16 protein-coding genes are annotated in these 16,201 nt (G+C 40.9%); 6 read left to right on the forward strand and 10 right to left on the reverse strand.

Annotation, left to right across the window (positions count from 1 at the left end):
• Positions 1 to 11 precede the first annotated feature (11 nt).
• The 4 genes from IJ00_RS18430 to IJ00_RS18445 all read right to left on the reverse strand — a co-directional run bounded on the left by IJ00_RS18430 (position 12) and on the right by IJ00_RS18445 (position 5,465).
• Positions 12 to 884 carry a nitrate ABC transporter ATP-binding protein gene (locus IJ00_RS18430; RefSeq protein ID WP_201782636.1) on the reverse strand — a complete coding sequence of 291 codons (873 nt, stop codon included), beginning with the start codon at positions 882 to 884 and terminating at the stop codon, positions 12 to 14.
• A 120-nt stretch (positions 885 to 1,004) separates the two neighbouring features.
• Positions 1,005 to 3,008, reverse strand: a complete 2,004-nt coding sequence (locus IJ00_RS18435) for a nitrate ABC transporter ATP-binding protein (RefSeq protein WP_035155359.1) — start codon at positions 3,006 to 3,008, stop codon at positions 1,005 to 1,007.
• A gap of 180 nt (positions 3,009 to 3,188) precedes the next feature.
• A complete protein-coding gene (ntrB, locus tag IJ00_RS18440) occupies positions 3,189 to 4,025 on the reverse strand; it encodes a nitrate ABC transporter permease (RefSeq protein ID WP_035155361.1) in 837 nt (278 codons plus the stop codon).
• A gap of 63 nt (positions 4,026 to 4,088) precedes the next feature.
• On the reverse strand, positions 4,089 to 5,465 hold the full coding sequence (locus tag IJ00_RS18445; RefSeq protein ID WP_035155363.1) for a CmpA/NrtA family ABC transporter substrate-binding protein: 1,377 nt from the start codon (positions 5,463 to 5,465) through the stop codon (positions 4,089 to 4,091).
• Between the two features lie 855 nt (positions 5,466 to 6,320).
• On the opposite strand from IJ00_RS18445, the gene IJ00_RS18450 reads away from it, so the two are divergent.
• Positions 6,321 to 7,394, forward strand: coding sequence for a CsgG/HfaB family protein (locus IJ00_RS18450; protein WP_082127351.1), 1,074 nt, complete (start codon positions 6,321 to 6,323; stop codon positions 7,392 to 7,394).
• 172 nt (positions 7,395 to 7,566) lie between these two features.
• Here IJ00_RS18450 and IJ00_RS18455 read toward each other — a convergent pair whose 3' ends face one another.
• Both IJ00_RS18455 and IJ00_RS18460 read right to left on the reverse strand, forming a co-directional pair.
• Positions 7,567 to 8,064, reverse strand: coding sequence for a GNAT family N-acetyltransferase (locus IJ00_RS18455; protein WP_238178361.1), 498 nt, complete (start codon positions 8,062 to 8,064; stop codon positions 7,567 to 7,569).
• A gap of 69 nt (positions 8,065 to 8,133) precedes the next feature.
• The gene (locus IJ00_RS18460; protein WP_035155366.1) at positions 8,134 to 9,030 is read right to left on the reverse strand and encodes an aspartoacylase; all 897 of its coding nucleotides are present in this window, start codon (positions 9,028 to 9,030) and stop codon (positions 8,134 to 8,136) included.
• Positions 9,031 to 9,091: 61 nt separating this feature from the next.
• Here IJ00_RS18460 and IJ00_RS18465 point away from each other — a divergent pair, with 61 nt between their 5' ends.
• Positions 9,092 to 9,589 (forward strand): pentapeptide repeat-containing protein, encoded by a 498-nt coding sequence (locus IJ00_RS18465; protein WP_035155368.1) that lies wholly within the window; start codon positions 9,092 to 9,094, stop codon positions 9,587 to 9,589.
• Positions 9,590 to 9,722: 133 nt separating this feature from the next.
• Here IJ00_RS18465 and IJ00_RS18470 read toward each other — a convergent pair whose 3' ends face one another.
• The 3 genes from IJ00_RS18470 to upp form a co-directional block, all read right to left on the reverse strand.
• The gene (locus IJ00_RS18470; protein WP_035155370.1) at positions 9,723 to 9,998 is read right to left on the reverse strand and encodes a YggT family protein; all 276 of its coding nucleotides are present in this window, start codon (positions 9,996 to 9,998) and stop codon (positions 9,723 to 9,725) included.
• A 97-nt stretch (positions 9,999 to 10,095) separates the two neighbouring features.
• Positions 10,096 to 10,455 carry a hypothetical protein gene (locus tag IJ00_RS18475; RefSeq protein WP_035155373.1) on the reverse strand — a complete coding sequence of 120 codons (360 nt, stop codon included), beginning with the start codon at positions 10,453 to 10,455 and terminating at the stop codon, positions 10,096 to 10,098.
• A 73-nt stretch (positions 10,456 to 10,528) separates the two neighbouring features.
• Complete coding sequence (gene upp / locus IJ00_RS18480; RefSeq protein WP_035155376.1) at positions 10,529 to 11,179, reverse strand: uracil phosphoribosyltransferase; 651 nt, start codon at positions 11,177 to 11,179, stop codon at positions 10,529 to 10,531.
• Positions 11,180 to 11,552: 373 nt separating this feature from the next.
• Between upp and crtH the strand changes: the two genes are divergently transcribed.
• Positions 11,553 to 13,055 (forward strand): carotenoid isomerase, encoded by a 1,503-nt coding sequence (gene crtH, locus IJ00_RS18485; protein ID WP_035155378.1) that lies wholly within the window; start codon positions 11,553 to 11,555, stop codon positions 13,053 to 13,055.
• A gap of 224 nt (positions 13,056 to 13,279) precedes the next feature.
• Positions 13,280 to 13,693 carry a hypothetical protein gene (locus IJ00_RS18490; protein ID WP_035155381.1) on the forward strand — a complete coding sequence of 138 codons (414 nt, stop codon included), beginning with the start codon at positions 13,280 to 13,282 and terminating at the stop codon, positions 13,691 to 13,693.
• Between the two features lie 6 nt (positions 13,694 to 13,699).
• On the opposite strand, the gene IJ00_RS18495 is transcribed toward IJ00_RS18490, so the two are convergent.
• The gene (locus IJ00_RS18495; protein WP_046814858.1) at positions 13,700 to 14,260 is read right to left on the reverse strand and encodes a hypothetical protein; all 561 of its coding nucleotides are present in this window, start codon (positions 14,258 to 14,260) and stop codon (positions 13,700 to 13,702) included.
• A 192-nt stretch (positions 14,261 to 14,452) separates the two neighbouring features.
• Between IJ00_RS18495 and IJ00_RS18500 the strand changes: the two genes are divergently transcribed.
• Complete coding sequence (locus tag IJ00_RS18500; protein ID WP_035155384.1) at positions 14,453 to 14,950, forward strand: pentapeptide repeat-containing protein; 498 nt, start codon at positions 14,453 to 14,455, stop codon at positions 14,948 to 14,950.
• A gap of 29 nt (positions 14,951 to 14,979) precedes the next feature.
• Positions 14,980 to 16,158, forward strand: a complete 1,179-nt coding sequence (gene purT / locus IJ00_RS18505) for a formate-dependent phosphoribosylglycinamide formyltransferase (protein ID WP_035155387.1) — start codon at positions 14,980 to 14,982, stop codon at positions 16,156 to 16,158.
• The last annotated feature ends 43 nt before the right edge of the window (positions 16,159 to 16,201 follow it).

The following is a 16,201-nucleotide window of genomic DNA, read 5'->3' on the forward strand; positions in this document are numbered from 1 at the left end:
GTATCTATGTATTAACCAACATCATCATGGGCGTAACGATTGAATAGAAAATCGAGAGCGTAGTTACGTAGTTGGTAGTATTTGGGGTCTTCCATAATGCGTGTGCGATCGCGGGGACGTTCAAAGGGAATTTCCATGACTTCACCAATTTTCGCGTGGGGACCATTGGTCATCATTACCAATTTATCCGCTAAAAATAGAGCTTCATCAATATCATGGGTAATCATTAACACCGTGCAACGGTTGTCATTCCATATTTTTAACAGTTCTTCCTGTAGTTCTTCCTTGGTAATTGCGTCCAAAGCTCCAAAGGGTTCATCTAAAATTAGCACCTTGGGACGAATCGCCAAAGCACGAGCAATGGAAACCCGTTGCCGCATCCCCCCGGACATCTGAGTGGGTTTTTTATCCATAGCATCTGCTAATCCCACCATTGCCAGGTTCTCTCTCACGATCGCCCGCTTTTCTGGTTCAGATTTCTCCGGATACACCGCATTCACAGCCAGATAAATATTTTCAAAAGCTGTACGCCAAGGTAGTAAAGCATAGTTTTGGAATACTACCATCCGGTCAGGACCAGGCTTAGTAATCGGTTGCCCTTCCAGCAATACTTGTCCAGAGGTCGGAAAATTAAACCCAGACACCATATTCAACAGAGTTGATTTTCCACAACCAGAGTGACCAATCACACAGATAAATTCACCCTGATTAACATTCAAATTCACCCCATCAAGAACAGTGAAAGGTCCCTTTTTTGTTGGGTAAACCTTGCAAACATCACGAATTTCTAAGAAGGGTTGACTATTTCTTGGTTGTGTGGATGATGGAGGCATTCCTAAAGTATCTCTGCGAGTATTAGCAAGTTGGAGGTTACGGTTTTGCATGGTAGTGAATGGGGAAAGAGGATGGAGAAAAGGGCAAAGGATAGGGAAAGAAGAGCATTTTCCGATGATTCTATGTTCTCTATTCCCTAGTACCTATTATCTGTTACCTAGCACCTAAAGTTACGCTGCAAATCTTCTCGGCGTATCGAGAATCACTTCCGCAACAGAGAAGTCACGTTTAATCTTCAGACTATTGAGGTAACTCAAGGGGTCATCTGCATTAAAGGGTGTACCATCAAACAGTTGGATAGGTTGACGAGTATAGGTTGTATCCATACCTAATTCCCGTGCCGCAGTACTAAAGACACGGACGCGACAAACTCTTTCTACCACTTCTACCCAGTTTCTAGGTAAAGGTGTATCGCCCCAGCGTGCCAACTGAGTCATAATCCAAGTTTGTTCACTGCGACTAGGACGGTTAATTGCTGATGCTCCGTAGAATTGATGGTGGGCATATTCCCGCATCGGATGTTCTAAGTCACAGGTATTGCTACCGGGTTCACCGAGTTGGATATATTCTAGAGGAGCGCTGACATACTCAGGACGCGCCAAAATGTGGCGGATTTCCTCAGCATTTTCTGGTTGAGCACAGTAATAGCAAGCTTCTAAAAGAGCCTTAGTTAAAGCAATGTGGGTATTGGGGTAGTTTTCCGCCCAGTCTTCACGAACACCAAGAACTTTACCGGGGTGTCCTAACCAGACTTCTAAGTCGGTGGCAGCAGTGAAACCGAGTCCCTCCTCGGCGGCGCGAACGTTCCAAGGTTCACCTACACAGTATCCATCGATACTGCCAGCCCGTAGGTCAGCCACCATCTGTGCTGGAGGGATAGTTTGAATGTGCACGTCATGGTCAGGGTCAACTCCTCCCGATGCTAACCAGTAGCGCAGTAGCAAATTATGCATGGAAGAGGGGTGAACTACCCCCATGATATGGCGCTTGTCGCGGGTTCGCAGAAGATAGTTTTTGAAGTCGGCAAGATTATGAACCCCTTCTTCGTAGAATTTTTTCGCTAGGGTGATGGCGTTACCATTACGTGTCATGGTCAGGGCTGTCACCACGGGCAAAGGTTTATTTTTATACCCACCTAAGGTCAACCAAATGGGCATTCCCGAAGGCATTTGTGCTGCATCCAGGTAGCCACCAGCGATACCATCGACAATACCACGCCAACTGGTTTCCCGTACTAAGCTAACTTCATCTAAACCGTGTTTTTTGAAAAATCCTTTTTCTTGGGCGATCGCCAGGGGAGCGCAAGCTGTTAGGGGAACAAAACCTAATTCCAGGTTAACTTTTTCTAAACCATGGCGGGCGATCGCGCTGGTTTTTCTGGCACGTAATTTTTTGATACGTTTTTGTTGGTTGAGGAAGTAAATCATTTCACTCCGCAAGCTGTAGTAGCTGGGGTGTTCGACGACTTCCATACGTTTGCGAGGACGGGGGATATCGACTTCTAGAATGTCACCGATATTGGATTCGGGTCCATTGGTGAGCATGACAATTCTATCGGAAAGTAACACCGCTTCATCGACATCGTGAGTCACCATCACGGCGGTAACTTCATTCTCTTCACATATCTGCATTAACTGTTCTTGCAGATTACCCCGTGTTAAAGCATCCAATGCACCGAAGGGTTCATCTAACAGGAGTAATTTCGGACGAATCGCTAAAGCGCGGGCGATCGCTACCCGTTGTTTTTGTCCACCAGATAACATCCCTGGTTGTTTGTCCGCATGGGGACGTAAACCTACCATATCAATGTGTCTGTCAATGATAGCTTTCCGCTCTCCCGCAGGTAAGCCACCCATAACTGAGTCTACCGCCAAGGCAATATTTTCCCGCACTGTTCGCCAAGGGAGGAGGGAATAATTCTGGAATACCACCATTCTATCGGGACCCGGTTTGGTGATACGGCTTCCTTCGAGGGATACCACACCTTCGGTTGGTAAATCTAACCCCGCAATCATATTTAGCAAAGTTGATTTGCCACAACCGGAGTGACCAATCAAGGAAACAAATTCACCTTTTTTAATTTGTAAGTCAATACCTTTAAGAGCAATATATTGACCACCACCAGTTAAATTAAAGACCTTATCAATCTGATCAACAGCAACAAATACGCTCATAGGAGTGGGGAATAGCTAATTGGTAATTGGTAATTGGTAATTGGTAATTGGAGAATAGGGGATAAGGATACTAATTTGCTGACAAGCAGGGGAGCGGTAGCAATCTCAACCAAGTTGAACAATAGCAAGGCAATTAGTATGCAGGATAGAAATTTTTATCCTTTCATCCCCTATCACTTGCTATTTCTGCTCTGCGGGTAAAATTAAGTTTTGAATCCAAGCCATTAATTTGTCGAGCAACAAACCCACAACACCGATATAAATCAGAGCTAGAATTACTTCACTAACGTTGTTATTCTGGTAAGCATTCCAGATGAAGAAACCAATACCGACAATACCAGACATAACGATTTCTGCTGCGATAATCGCTAACCAAGCTAAACCGATGGCAATTCTCAAGCCAGTGAAGATATAGGGTAAAGCTGAGGGAATCAGAATGTTTAAAAAGTACTCTTTTTGACTTAATTGTAGTACTTTGGCAACGTTGTTATAGTCCTGGGGAATTTGGGTGACACCCACGGCAGTGTTAATCAGGATGGGCCAAATTGCTGTGATGAAAATTACAAATAATGCGGCGGGTTCGTTTTGTCGTAATGCGGCTAAGGAAATCGGAACCCATGCTAAAGGTGGTACAGTTCTCAGTAGTTGGAACAATGGGTCAAGGGCTTTAGACATGGTTTTGTTGACACCAATTAAAATCCCGACCCCAATACCAACAATTGCCGCTAGGGTGTAGCTAATCACAACCCTTTGTAAGCTAGCAAATACTTGCCAGAACAACCCTTTATCAATACCACCCTTATCATAGAAAGGATAGAGAATTAATATCCAAGTATCTTGAACAACTTGAATCGGACCAGGTAAGGTTGCTCCAGGGAGTAAGGAAAATAATTGCCAAATTGCCAGGAAAACTAAAATGGCGATCGCTGGAGGGATGAGATTGGGAAGTTGTTTCTGTAATTTTACTAAAAAGCTATTATCTAAGCCTTGAGAATTGCGCCTTGTTGCTGTCACCATGGGTTGATACTTTCCTTGATTTTAAGACTTTGGGGATATTTTCAGACAATCGGAACTAAATTACTAAACTTGTACTTTCTTGATTTTCAAGCTCTTGAGATATTCTTCTGGTTTCTCTGGGTCAAATTTTACACCATCGAAGAATTCTTCGACACCGCGAGATGTGGAGGTGGGGATATCTGCGGCAGCTATTCCTAATTCTGTGGCTGCTTGCTTCCAAATATCTTCGCGGTTGACTTTTTTGATTAATTCTTTAGCTTTCGTCGCACCATTATCTAGGTAATCCTTAGGTAAGAATCCCCAACGGACATTCTCGGTAATAAACCATAAGTCATGGCTTTGGTAAGGATAGGAAACACTACCTTTGGAATCTTTCCAGTAGTAAGCAGCCATGGTTTTATCATCAATGGTTCTACCATCTCCCATATCGTATTTACCTTGGTATGGGTTGTCTAAGATATCAGCAGGCAGATTGAAGTAATTTCTTCCCGATAAAATTTGTGCTGCTTCCTTGCGGTTGTCAAAATTATCTAACCACTGTTGGGCTTCCATGATACCTTTGAGCAGTGCTTTGGTGGCTTTGGGATTTTTGTCTACCCAATCTGCACGCATCGCAAAATATTCTTCTGGATGCGCTTTCCAAATTTCTGCTGTCAATGCTGCCATGAAACCAATCTTATCTTTCACCAAACGGTAGGGCCATGGGTCACCTGTGCTGAACGCATCCATACTGCCTGTTTTCATATTCGCTACGGTTTGAGCAGCTGGTACTGTCAACAACTTCACATCACTATCGGGGTCAATTCCACCAGCAGCTAACCAATAACGAATCCATAAATCTTGGTTAACGTGGGGGAAGGTGAAAGCTGCGGTAAAAGGAGTTGTTGTAGATTTGAGCTGGCTAAATAAAGCTTTGGCTCCATCCAGTTTTAAACCTATACCTTTTCCTTGATGTTTATTGGCGATCGCAATCCCATTTCCATGGGTGATTAATTGCGCCAATACATACATTGGAATCTTCTGATTCCCTTTAGTAATTAAACCTTCAGTGATTAAATGGGGCATGGGCATTTGCCATTGTCCACCATCAATTCCACCCCCAGCAGAACCAATTTCTACGTTATCTCTGGCAGAACCCCAGGAAGCTTGTTTGGCTAAATCTACTCCTGTCATGCCATATTTTGCAAAGAAGCCTTTTTCCTTGGCAATAATTAAGGGAGCTGACTCAACAATCGGAATATATCCTAACTTGACATTTGGTGTTTCTGGGGCTTGTTCTGGGCTAATATTTGCCACAGGTTGGGCAGTTGTTTGGGAAGTAGTTGTATTTCCAGTTTCTGGAGGATTGCCTAAACAACCTTTAAGAAACACTGCACCAGCAGAAGCTCCAGCGGTGATAATAAACTTGCGTCGAGTCAGATGGTTGAAAAAATCACTCATAGTTTCCCCTCTCCTAATTTGCATTTTTAGGCATGACAAGCAAGCAAGAAAACCAGATATTCCTTGCTGAAAAAGGCAGATTTGCAGTTTTAGATATGTGAACCTAAGCCAGACTCAAATTGAGGTGGCTCTTTAATCACATATATGAAAATCGATAATTGTTTGCCCTTTGTCTGAATTTAATTCTGCGTTGAAATTAGTTTACAAGCTTTAATGTCAATTTGGTTCATTTCCAACTGCCATTTTTAAAATAAATATTAGATTACTCATATAAGTAAAAGTTTATGATGATTCTCAAAATAGCCTTGTAACTATTGATGGATAGATTTGAATCTATTGTTTGTATTATCTTTGGTCTATGCTATGCAAAAGGTTTATTGGTCGCATAGACTTAAAGCTATTAAATAATGTCAACTTAGTTATTCCTGGTGGAAATAATCACAAGATTTCTGCGAGAATATTGATGATAACCATAGGTCTATTCTTGGTATTTCAAGACCTTAGAAAAGTAATAGTAATCATAGATTTATATAGGAAAAATTCCTAATTTAGCTCAACGGAATAATGTAAAGAAATACAAAGTTATCGTATTCTTGTGCTTGATTTGTGGGTTGTAAATATCACACATCCAGGGAGCAGAAGTATCAGCAGTTAACAGTCAAACGCCTGGACAATCCCGGTATTTATACTGATAGCTTCAAGTATTGATGAAGATTGTGCAAATACTGTCACTTACCTGCGTAAAATTGGCGATCGCCAATGATAAGTATATATAAGGCTGCATAGGGGCGTATCTATTTCCAGCTTTCTCAGAAATATCATCAATAAGCTCTGAAACTTGCGAGTCATCACACAATGCATAATCTCAGTACTTACCTGCAACTCATGTTTAATGTAAATAAATCTTTACTGAAAAATTCCCTCCAACCCAGAGTCACCTTATCTTTGGCGTTTGCCAGCTTACTGATGACAATTAACCTGGGAAGTATTTCCCAAGTATCAGCAAAAGAAAAAGTTATTCCTGCCAAATCCTTTAATACATCCGTAAGTCACCTGAAATCCAATGTTAAGCAAAAACCGCGCATCGCTGTTCTCGACTTTGAATATAGCAGCGTTGCCAACGAGTGGAGATGGTGGTTAGATGGCAATGCCAAGGGTGTCAGTGACATCATGGTGAATAAATTAGTCGAAGGTGGCAATTTCACAGTCATTGAACGTAGTAAAATTGACGCAATTCTCAGAGAACAGAATTTTGGATTATCTGGCAGAGTCGATGCTACTACTGCCGCACAAATTGGTAAAATCCTGGGTGTTGATACTATTTTGATTGGCTCTGTTACAGGTTTTAACATTGAACAAGATGGTGGGGGTGTCAATGTTCCCTTTATTGGTAGAGTTGGTGGTGGACAAACTAAGGCAAACGTCAAATTAAATGTGCGTTTAGTCAATACCAGCACCGCAGAAATCCTAATGACTGCCGAGGGAAATGGTTCATCCAGTCGCGGAGACGGTTCAATTAATATTCGTGGTTACGGAGTTGATACCAGTTCTCGCAAAGAAGCCAAATTATTGACAAATGCTACCGTTGATGCAATCAATCAAGTGGTAGAAAAATTAAATACAGGTTCGACAAAATTAGCTGCTGCACCCAGAGCGGTACCGAGAATTAATGCTTTAGTTGCGGATATCGCTGGGAATACAGTGATTCTGAACAAAGGTACGACGGAAGGTTTTCAACAGGGAATGAAATTATCTATTGAACGGGTGACAAGACAAGTTAAAGATCCTTCCACAGGTAAGATAATTCGTCAAGTTACCCAGCCTATGGGTATGATTGAAATTACCGAGGCTGATGCTGAATCTAGTGTAGGCAAAATTCTTTCGGGTGGTAGATTTAAAGTCGGAGATATTGCTAAACCAGTCGAATAGATATTTGCAAAAAGTTTATATCACTCCTGGAAATTTATTAATACTAGATTCCTAGGAGTGTTAATTTGAATAGTTGATTGAAAAAACAAGTCCATAAAAATGTTTCTAGTTGCGCTTTATCACTTTCTCAAAATCTCATGCGCCAATTTCAGATTTATTTGATAAATCATCCCTACAGATATTTCTCCATAACATAATTAATAAAAGTCTCCCCTCGACATTCTACCTCTTGCTTTTGTACCACCATAAAACCTAAGTGTTGAAAAAATGGCTTGGCTGTAATACTGACTTCTGAATACAAGCGCTGAATTCCTAGCTCCAGAGCTTTCCCTTCAATGGCTGCATAAATCTTCCTTCCAACTCCCATTCGTTGATAACTTTTATGGCAATAGAAACAATCAATATGTCCATTGGCTTCTAACTCTCCGAAACCTGCAATTTCTCCCCTATTATCTGCGACAAAAGTAAATCTTTCTGAGCAAATTTTGCTCCAATCCCGAAAATTTATGTCATCTGGTGCCCATGCTTGTACTTGATTGGGGGAGTAATCAGAGATATTCACTTCTCGTACAGTTTGATGAAATAAAAGAGCAATTTGTGAACTATCTTGCTCTTGAAATAACCTGATTTGCATAAGAATAATTCCATTTACAGCATATTCTCTTGCCATGATTTACTCATAAACAACAATGACAGCTTCACTATAATTGCAGATATTAATGCTATCTCTACTTATCTGCTATATTTCGCTATCTAGATAAACCTCATTTTTTTCAGTGAAGCACATCGCAATATTTTTTTCATAATAAGCTGCTTCATTAATAAAGACTGGGTAAACTATTGATTCACCTTCATAGAGAATCTCATGGTTATCAAAGGTAATAAACATCGGTTCTCCTGGGTGTAATGGTTCATAATCCCGATTTTGTAAATTAGGATGTACCATTGCTGCAAGATTCCCGTGCTTATCTCTAGGATAATCTATATGAGTGAGGTGTTTATAGGTGGTTATGGGTTGATTAATTGTGAGATTTTCTCCTAGGTTAAGTTTATCTAGTAAATCTAGAACTTGATAAACTAAAGTTTCGGTTTGCTGAAATAAATTTGCCAGTAACACACCCTGGGGAATAGCACCTACCTCAATAGCAAATCCTAACTCACATAAAGAATTCAGGAAAGGGCTTTTTGCGGTAGCATCAAAGGAGCAAGCATAGATTTTAACCAAGGGATTAATTTGTTGCAAGAGGGCAGCAATTTTGAAATTAAAGGGATGATGATTATCCAAGATAATTGTCAATCCCATATTCGATGTGGTGCTATGCAAATCTAAAATAAAATCTGTCCGCGTTGTGGAATTGCGAACTAATTTCTCGGATATTGACTTTGCAAGTTGTTCCTCATAACTATTTTTGCTCTCATCTTGTAAATCTTGGGGCAAAAAACAGCGATTCAAGTCTGTATCAATATATCTTCTGACGGCTTGAAATGCTTGGGGATTGGCAAGAAAAGTAATGGTTTCAAAACTTCTTCTTTGGATGAGGTGGGGAAACTGAGTCAACTTTTGCACTAAGTAAGCACCAATAAACTCGTTGCCATGGGTTCCCCCAGCGATCGCCACTCGGTGAATTTGGTTCATAAGCACACCTGTGTTGTACTAGTATTAATGTGGAATTATTGAGTTTTATTAAGTCAAAGTTATGAAGTGTGGGCAAATCTTGGCTGGTTTTATTCTAATGCTTGTGTTGTTTTTGTTTCCTCTATCCGCAGAAGCAGCGAGTTCATCAGGTGTTACAGGTACGATGAAAGTACAACGTATCGTCGATCAGGATTTCTCTGGGCAAAGTTTAGTAGGTATGGAATATACCAATGTCAAATTAGAAAATGCTAACTTCAGCAACTCTGATTTACGTGGGGGTGTATTTAATGGTTCTTTGCTGAAGGGAGTAAATATGCATGGGATGGATTTCAGTAATGGTATTGCCTATTTAGTAGAATTCAAAGGGGCAAATTTGAGTGACGCAATTCTCTCAGATGCAATGATGTTACGTTCTCGTTTTGACGATGTGGATGTGACTGGTGCTGATTTTACCAATGCAATCCTCGATATTACTGAAGTCAATAAACTTTGTCTCACTGCTAGTGGAGTCAACCCTAAAACAGGTGTCTCTACCCGTGAGTCTTTGGGATGTAAGTGAAGTCGGTGATGGTTGATAGCTGAAAACTAGCTTTTAGCAAAACCCTATTCCTATATTCCAGAGGAATGAAAAATTCCCAATAATAAAGACGCTCTCAACAAGCGTCTTTGGAAAATATGAATGGGAAAATCTCTTAAAAGTTAGGTAGTGGTAAAGCTGCGAGGCTACCAACAAGACTACCAGCAATATTCAAGGCTAAAAAGGCAAGAATGGGAGAAAAATCCATACCGCCAATGGGGGGAATAATATTACGGAAGAGGTTTAGATAGGGATCGCTGATTTGACTTAAAGCTGCAAAGGGTTGATTGTACCAATTAATATTGGGAAACCAAGTCAAGAGAACACGGATAATCAGTAAGGTGCTGTAAATTTGGATGAAAGTCGCTAGGGTGGTGATTAGTAAATACATGGGTGAGTCTTTTCTCGATTAAGTGTTAATAACAGTCTTATTTTGATTTTAAGGTAGGTAAGAGCGTCCTGGTTGCGAAGTTACGTCAAAGGAATGCTTACTCCCTGATCAGGGATGACGATGCAGCTCGCTCTACCTGTTGTGAACTCCCGCTTCCATTGACACTACCTAATTGCTGCCGAACTTCATCAATTGTGGCATTCAACTGAGCAATTTTATCTTCTAGCGATCGCCGTGCCACCTCCATATCCATACCCTCTGTTTGCACGGCTTTCATCTGCTTTCTTTTAATTAAAGCTTTTTTCCCTTCTAGAGAATTGGATACAGCTTGCTGCTCATCCTCCTCTAATGCTTCATCCCGTCGAGAAGTGAGTACTACTCCTAAAACTCCTCCGACGACTCCGCCGAATATCGCTCCGGCTAAAAAACCACTTGCAAAACCATCTCGCTGACTCATATGTTTACCACCATATCTAAACGCAGCATTTTTGTTTTGTTAAGCCACTGTTTATTCCTAGCTGCATCCTAGCTTAAGTCCCAAAAATGCGATCGCCGGCATCTCCTAAACCAGGAAGAATAAACCCCTGATCATTAACCTCCTCATCAATAGTAGCAGCGTAAATAATCAAACCAGGATAAGCAGCACTTAATTTCTGTAGCGCTGGTGGAGCAGCCACTACACAGACAATTCTGGTTAAACTTGGGTCTACACCCCTTTGTATCAATTCATGCATTGTTGCCATCATCGACCCACCTGTGGCTAACATCGGGTCAGTAATTAACACCCTAGTTTCAGGGTCAAATTTTTCTGGCAACTTATTCAAATAACACATAGGTTGAAGAGTTTGCTCATTTCGCACCAAGCCTAAATGGTAAATAGATGCTAATGGCAGCAATGTCTGCGCCCCTTCTAGTAACCCTAAACCCGCCCGCAGGATTGGTACTACTGCCATAGGAACTTCAGGATTAATCAGCGTTGCGGGTGCAACCCCCAAAGGAGTTTGTACTGTGGCATCTTGAGTCGCTAACCATTCGCGGGCAGCTTCATAGGTTAACCAACGCCCTAGTTCAGTCATCGCACTGCGAAATAAAACTGAGGGTGTAGCAGCATCACGGGCTACAGCCAGCCAATGCTTGATTAAGGGATGGGGTGGAACATAAACACGCAATTGTTGCGTCATAACCGAAAATAGGCGCTTAGTAAACTGTAAAACAACTGAAACATCATCATACTCTTTCCTGTGTGCGACTGACTAAATATAAGGCGGAATTGGGGGAAAGAAGCAATCGAGTCTAAGCAAAAGTCAACAACAAATTTCAGGCTATTGCTAAATACTTTCATTAGTAGTTGACATTTATTATCAATGACTTTATATTACTGATTAGTGTTCTCCTCTCTTTAAGGATCGGCAGACGGGATCAGCCAGCGATCGCAGGCTTGTCCCTCTTTTTTTCTTGAGTGAGGAAGAATAGGGAAAACAGAAGCAGGGATAGGGACACCACAATTTGGGATAATTATTGCTGTTCTTCCAGTCTCAAAGCTGAAATTCCTCTATGTCTGATTCTGCCTTCGATGTAATTGTCATTGGTTCCGGAATAGGTGGTCTAGTTACAGCCACTCAGTTAGCATCCAAGGGAGCAAAAGTACTAGTACTAGAAAGCTATCTTATCCCCGGAGGTAGCGCTGGTTACTTTGACAGACAGGGCTATCGTTTTGATGTCGGCGCTTCTATGATTTTCGGTTTTGGTCAACGGGGTACGACAAATTTACTTACTCGCGCCTTAGATGCTGTAGGTATGAGTCTGGAAGTCATCCCTGATGCTGTACAAATTCACTACCACTTGCCCCAGGGATTAGACCTGAAAGTAGACCGAGATTACGAGCAGTTTTTATACAATTTAATTAGTCATTTTCCCCAGGAAGCCCAGGGGATTCGGCGCTTCTACGGTGAATGTCAGAAAGTATTTAAATGCCTCAACTCTATGGAGTTACTTTCCCTGGAAGAACCCAAATATCTGCTACGCATGTTTTTCAAGCATCCCTGGTCTTGTTTCGGTTTACTAGCTTACCTGCCGAAAAATGCGGGAGACATTGCTCGACGCTACATCAAAGACCCGCAACTACTGAAATTTATTGATATGGAATGCTACTGCTGGTCTACAGTTCCGGCAGAGATGACACCAATGATTAACGCTGGCATGGTATTCTCAGACAGGCACTATGGGGGTGTTAACTATCCTAAAGGCGGGGTAGGGCAAATTGCTGAAAAGCTGGTGGAGGGTTTACTAGCTCACGGAAGTCAAATCAGATACCAGTCCAGGGTAAATCAGATATTGATGCAACAGGGGAAGGCAGTTGGTGTCAAATTAGTCGATGGCAAGATTTTTTATGGTCGGCGGATTGTCTCAAATGCAACTCGTTGGGATACATTTTCTAAGCTAATTTCTCAAGAATTCCTCCCAGTAACTGAGAAAAAATGGCAGCAAAACTATGAAAAATCACCCAGCTTTCTCAGCTTGCACATGGGTATAGATAGGAATTTATTGCCAGAAAATACGGAATGTCACCATATCTTGCTGGAAAATTGGCAAAATATGACCAATGCCGAAGGTACGATTTTCGTCTCCATACCCACCCTCTTAGATCCAGAATTAGCACCTCCAGGATGCCATATTATCCATGCATTTACACCAGATTGGATTGAGCGATGGCAGGGACTTTCTGCTCAGGATTACGCAGCAGCAAAGGAAGCAGCAGCAGAACGGATTATTTCTCGACTGGAGAAAATATTTCCTGGTTTAGATGCTGCCTTAGATTACTTGGAAATTGGCACACCTCGCACCCATCAACGTTTCTTAGGGAGGGTAGATGGAACTTATGGTCCGATTCCCCGCAGAAAATTGCCTGGTTTGTTAAAAATGCCTTTTAATCGCACAGCAATCCCCGGATTATATTGTGTGGGGGATAGTACTTTTCCTGGTCAAGGTTTGAATGCTGTAGCTTTTTCTGGCTTCGCTTGCGCTCATCGAATTGCCGCAGATTTAGGAATTGATTGAAGTTGAATGTGGTTATGTGTATTTTAATTAAATTTATTCCTGAAGTCTTGATAATTTTCAATATTTAATCAAGTTTGACGGGCTGTCTATTGACGCTGGGATAATTTTTGCTAAATAATACCAGCAAAGAATTCAGTGTTATACTCACTGAAGAAAATCATCCCTTAAAATATCTTCAATTCCCATATTTCTACTTGTAATTCACCTCTGGAGTCATCTGCATAATGGATTGTAAAACAGCTACTTTGGTATATCAGGCAGAAAACTATCTAGAAAAAATTCGAGAAATTTTTCCTGAAGCTTGGGAATTTTTAGAAGCACAATCCTTTGGTTATGTGCAAAGTCAACCCAATAATTTTGATGCGGCTATCAAAACTATGGTTGGTGAAACTGGGTTTAAATTTAGGATGGTACACCGTGATGATAAAGACCAGTTAACCAAGGATTTGGGCGATTTATTAGGAGATATTACCTCTCGACTGCTGTTAGAAAAACATTTTTCCCAGTTAGTTGGTCAACCAATCTTTTTCAGTACAATTTGTTGTAATAGCCATTTGACATCTGACCATGAATTAACTTTGGAAGAAGTTTTACCTTTGCAGTGTGCAGCAGTGAAGTTACAGTTAAATTTCCTTTAGGATAGTTCATGGTTCGTATTTGACAACAACTTGTTGGGAGAGTAGGGAGTCTGCACAGTTAGGATTCCCTGCAATTTTCTGGCAAGTTTTTCTTGATAGGGAAACACCAATAATAACTCGGATACGTAAACCGTATTCAGTGGGGTAAACTTGATAGATTAGAGGTCTTCTGACTTTTCGTACCAGTCCCACTGTATAAGCTGGTGTGGCGCAGATGAGAGCTTTTTTATTGGGGGGTATATAATAGTCGATAAAGAAATCATCATCTTTGGGGTATTTAGTCCAACCACTGCTGATGGGTTTAGTAGACCAAGATAAACATCGAGAGTCTAATCCTTTATCATTCCATTTTCCCTCATCCACTACCAATTGACTTTGTAGCTGGGGATTTTCAATTTTGGCAGCTTCCTGGGCGGCTAATTTTTCATTAATATCAGTGATATCGATATTTCTGACTCTCAGGAAATAAGTAAAGAAAGAAATATAGCTAATAAGGGCGATCGCCCCGAATCCGAAGCAAGCAATAATGATAATTATCCGGGGATGAAGCCTAAATTTTTTGATCATGATGTATGCAGTATTATTTATCCATGAATATAATTTTCTGAGTCATTTCCCCATATTAGATAATCACATTGTTAAATGAGTATTCCTGAAGGTTTGGTAAAAATGTAACTATTCGATGATAGCTGATAGGCTGGAAACTTGACCCTGGTTTTCGCTAAAATCATCAAATATAAACATCACTAATGGGATGAGATGTTAGACATTTCCCAACCTTCATTGCGTCAAACTGCTATCAATTTTTTATTAGCTCCCCCAGAGGAAAGATTATTAACATTAGAAAAATTAGGAATTGCTCGCTATCACTTTTTAACAAAACTCCAGTTACAGGAAGGGAATATTAACTGTGTCATGAGATTTTTGGAAAATCCGGAAAGAGTCAAATTTCCCATGCTAAAAAATGCTGATTTATCTGGCTTAATTTTAGATGATAGTAATTTTATTCGAGGAAATTTTACAGAGGCAAACCTTCAGGGTTGTAGTTTAATAAATGCTGACTTAATCTTTGCAAATTTTACCGGAGCAGATTTAAGACAGGCAAATTTAACTGGTGCAACATTAAATGAAAGCATTTGGCATCAGACTTTGGTGATTGATTGTTGTCTAGGTCAAGGAATTGGTTTAACGGTATGGCAACGTAAAGATTTACAAAATCGTGGCGCAAGGTTTATAACTTCATCGGATGATGGGTAAAAGCAGTAAAAAAAGAGAATTTGCCAATCATGGACGGAGCAATAAAACTACCCAAAAAATTGATGTTACTTGGTTCTGGTGAACTGGGTAAGGAATTTGTAATTGCAGCTCAACGTCTGGGTAATTATATTATTGCTGTTGACCGTTATGCTAACGCTCCGGCAATGCAAGTTGCTGATGTTGCTGAGGTAATTTCGATGCTGAGTGCAGAGGATTTAGATAGGGTTGTCAATAAGTATCAACCTGATTTAATTATCCCCGAAATTGAGGCAATTAGAACTGAGAAATTAGTGGAATTTGAGGAAAGGGGAATTACGGTAATTCCTACGGCAGCAGCGACTAATTACACCATGAATCGGGATAGAATTAGAGAGTTAGCCCATCATGAATTAGGGATAAGAACTGCGAAGTATGGGTATGCATCAACTTTGGAAGAATTGATAGCAGTAAGTGCAGAAATTGGTTTTCCAAATGTAGTTAAACCAGTAATGTCTTCCTCCGGTAAAGGGCAATCGGTTGTTAGGGAAAATACGGAAGTAGAAACAGCTTGGAACTATGCGATCGCGGGTTCCCGTGGTGATAGTCAAAAAGTGATTGTGGAAGAATTTATTGACTTTGAAATTGAGATTACATTATTAACAATCAAACAATGGAATGCTCCTACCATTTTCTGTTCACCAATTGGTCATCGACAGGAAAGGGGGGATTATCAAGAGTCTTGGCAACCAGCAGCAATCTCTTCAGAAAAAATTTTAGAAGCAGAGGCGATCGCCAAGAAAGTCACTGATGCTCTAGGTGGTGCGGGAATCTTCGGTGTGGAGTTTTTTATTACAACTGAAGAAGTGATATTTTCCGAGCTTTCTCCCCGTCCCCACGATACAGGAATGGTGACATTGATTTCCCAAAACTTGAATGAGTTTGAATTACATTTACGGGCAGTTTTAGGTTTACCAATTCCCCAAATTCAACAGTTAGGTTATGCTGCAAGTGCAGTCATTTTAGCGGAAGAGAAACTTGACAATGTGGCTTTTGTCGGAGTAGAAACAGCACTCCAGGAAGTTGATGTAGACATTCGTTTATTTGGTAAACCCAGCGCTCACCCCTACCGTCGTATGGGAGTAGCTTTAGCTAAGGGAGATAGTATTACCGATGCTAGGGAAAAGGCGACTCTTGCGGCTAGTAAAATTAAGATAATAGGGAATGAGTGATGAGTAATGGGAAATGGATTTTTTATTTTCCATGATTCACCAA

Source organism: Calothrix sp. 336/3, from assembly GCF_000734895.2.
Classification (GTDB): domain Bacteria; phylum Cyanobacteriota; class Cyanobacteriia; order Cyanobacteriales; family Nostocaceae; genus 336-3.

Excerpts from the sequence above, each read along its gene's own strand:
- IJ00_RS18455 (WP_238178361.1), bottom strand. The coding sequence starts at position 8,064 with ATGGCAAGAGAATATGCTGTAAATGGAATTATTCTTATGCAAATCAGG.
- IJ00_RS18435 (WP_035155359.1), bottom strand. The coding sequence starts at position 3,008 with ATGAGCGTATTTGTTGCTGTTGATCAGATTGATAAGGTCTTTAATTTA.
- upp (WP_035155376.1), bottom strand. The coding sequence starts at position 11,179 with ATGACGCAACAATTGCGTGTTTATGTTCCACCCCATCCCTTAATCAAG.
- ntrB (WP_035155361.1), bottom strand. The coding sequence starts at position 4,025 with ATGGTGACAGCAACAAGGCGCAATTCTCAAGGCTTAGATAATAGCTTT.
- IJ00_RS18495 (WP_046814858.1), bottom strand. The coding sequence starts at position 14,260 with ATGATCAAAAAATTTAGGCTTCATCCCCGGATAATTATCATTATTGCT.
- IJ00_RS18445 (WP_035155363.1), bottom strand. The coding sequence starts at position 5,465 with ATGAGTGATTTTTTCAACCATCTGACTCGACGCAAGTTTATTATCACC.
- IJ00_RS18460 (WP_035155366.1), bottom strand. The coding sequence starts at position 9,030 with ATGAACCAAATTCACCGAGTGGCGATCGCTGGGGGAACCCATGGCAAC.
- purT (WP_035155387.1), top strand. The coding sequence starts at position 14,980 with ATGGACGGAGCAATAAAACTACCCAAAAAATTGATGTTACTTGGTTCT.
- crtH (WP_035155378.1), top strand. The coding sequence starts at position 11,553 with ATGTCTGATTCTGCCTTCGATGTAATTGTCATTGGTTCCGGAATAGGT.
- IJ00_RS18490 (WP_035155381.1), top strand. The coding sequence starts at position 13,280 with ATGGATTGTAAAACAGCTACTTTGGTATATCAGGCAGAAAACTATCTA.
- IJ00_RS18430 (WP_201782636.1), bottom strand. The coding sequence starts at position 884 with ATGCAAAACCGTAACCTCCAACTTGCTAATACTCGCAGAGATACTTTA.
- IJ00_RS18475 (WP_035155373.1), bottom strand. The coding sequence starts at position 10,455 with ATGAGTCAGCGAGATGGTTTTGCAAGTGGTTTTTTAGCCGGAGCGATA.
- IJ00_RS18465 (WP_035155368.1), top strand. The coding sequence starts at position 9,092 with ATGAAGTGTGGGCAAATCTTGGCTGGTTTTATTCTAATGCTTGTGTTG.
- IJ00_RS18450 (WP_082127351.1), top strand. The coding sequence starts at position 6,321 with ATGCATAATCTCAGTACTTACCTGCAACTCATGTTTAATGTAAATAAA.
- IJ00_RS18470 (WP_035155370.1), bottom strand. The coding sequence starts at position 9,998 with ATGTATTTACTAATCACCACCCTAGCGACTTTCATCCAAATTTACAGC.
- IJ00_RS18500 (WP_035155384.1), top strand. The coding sequence starts at position 14,453 with ATGTTAGACATTTCCCAACCTTCATTGCGTCAAACTGCTATCAATTTT.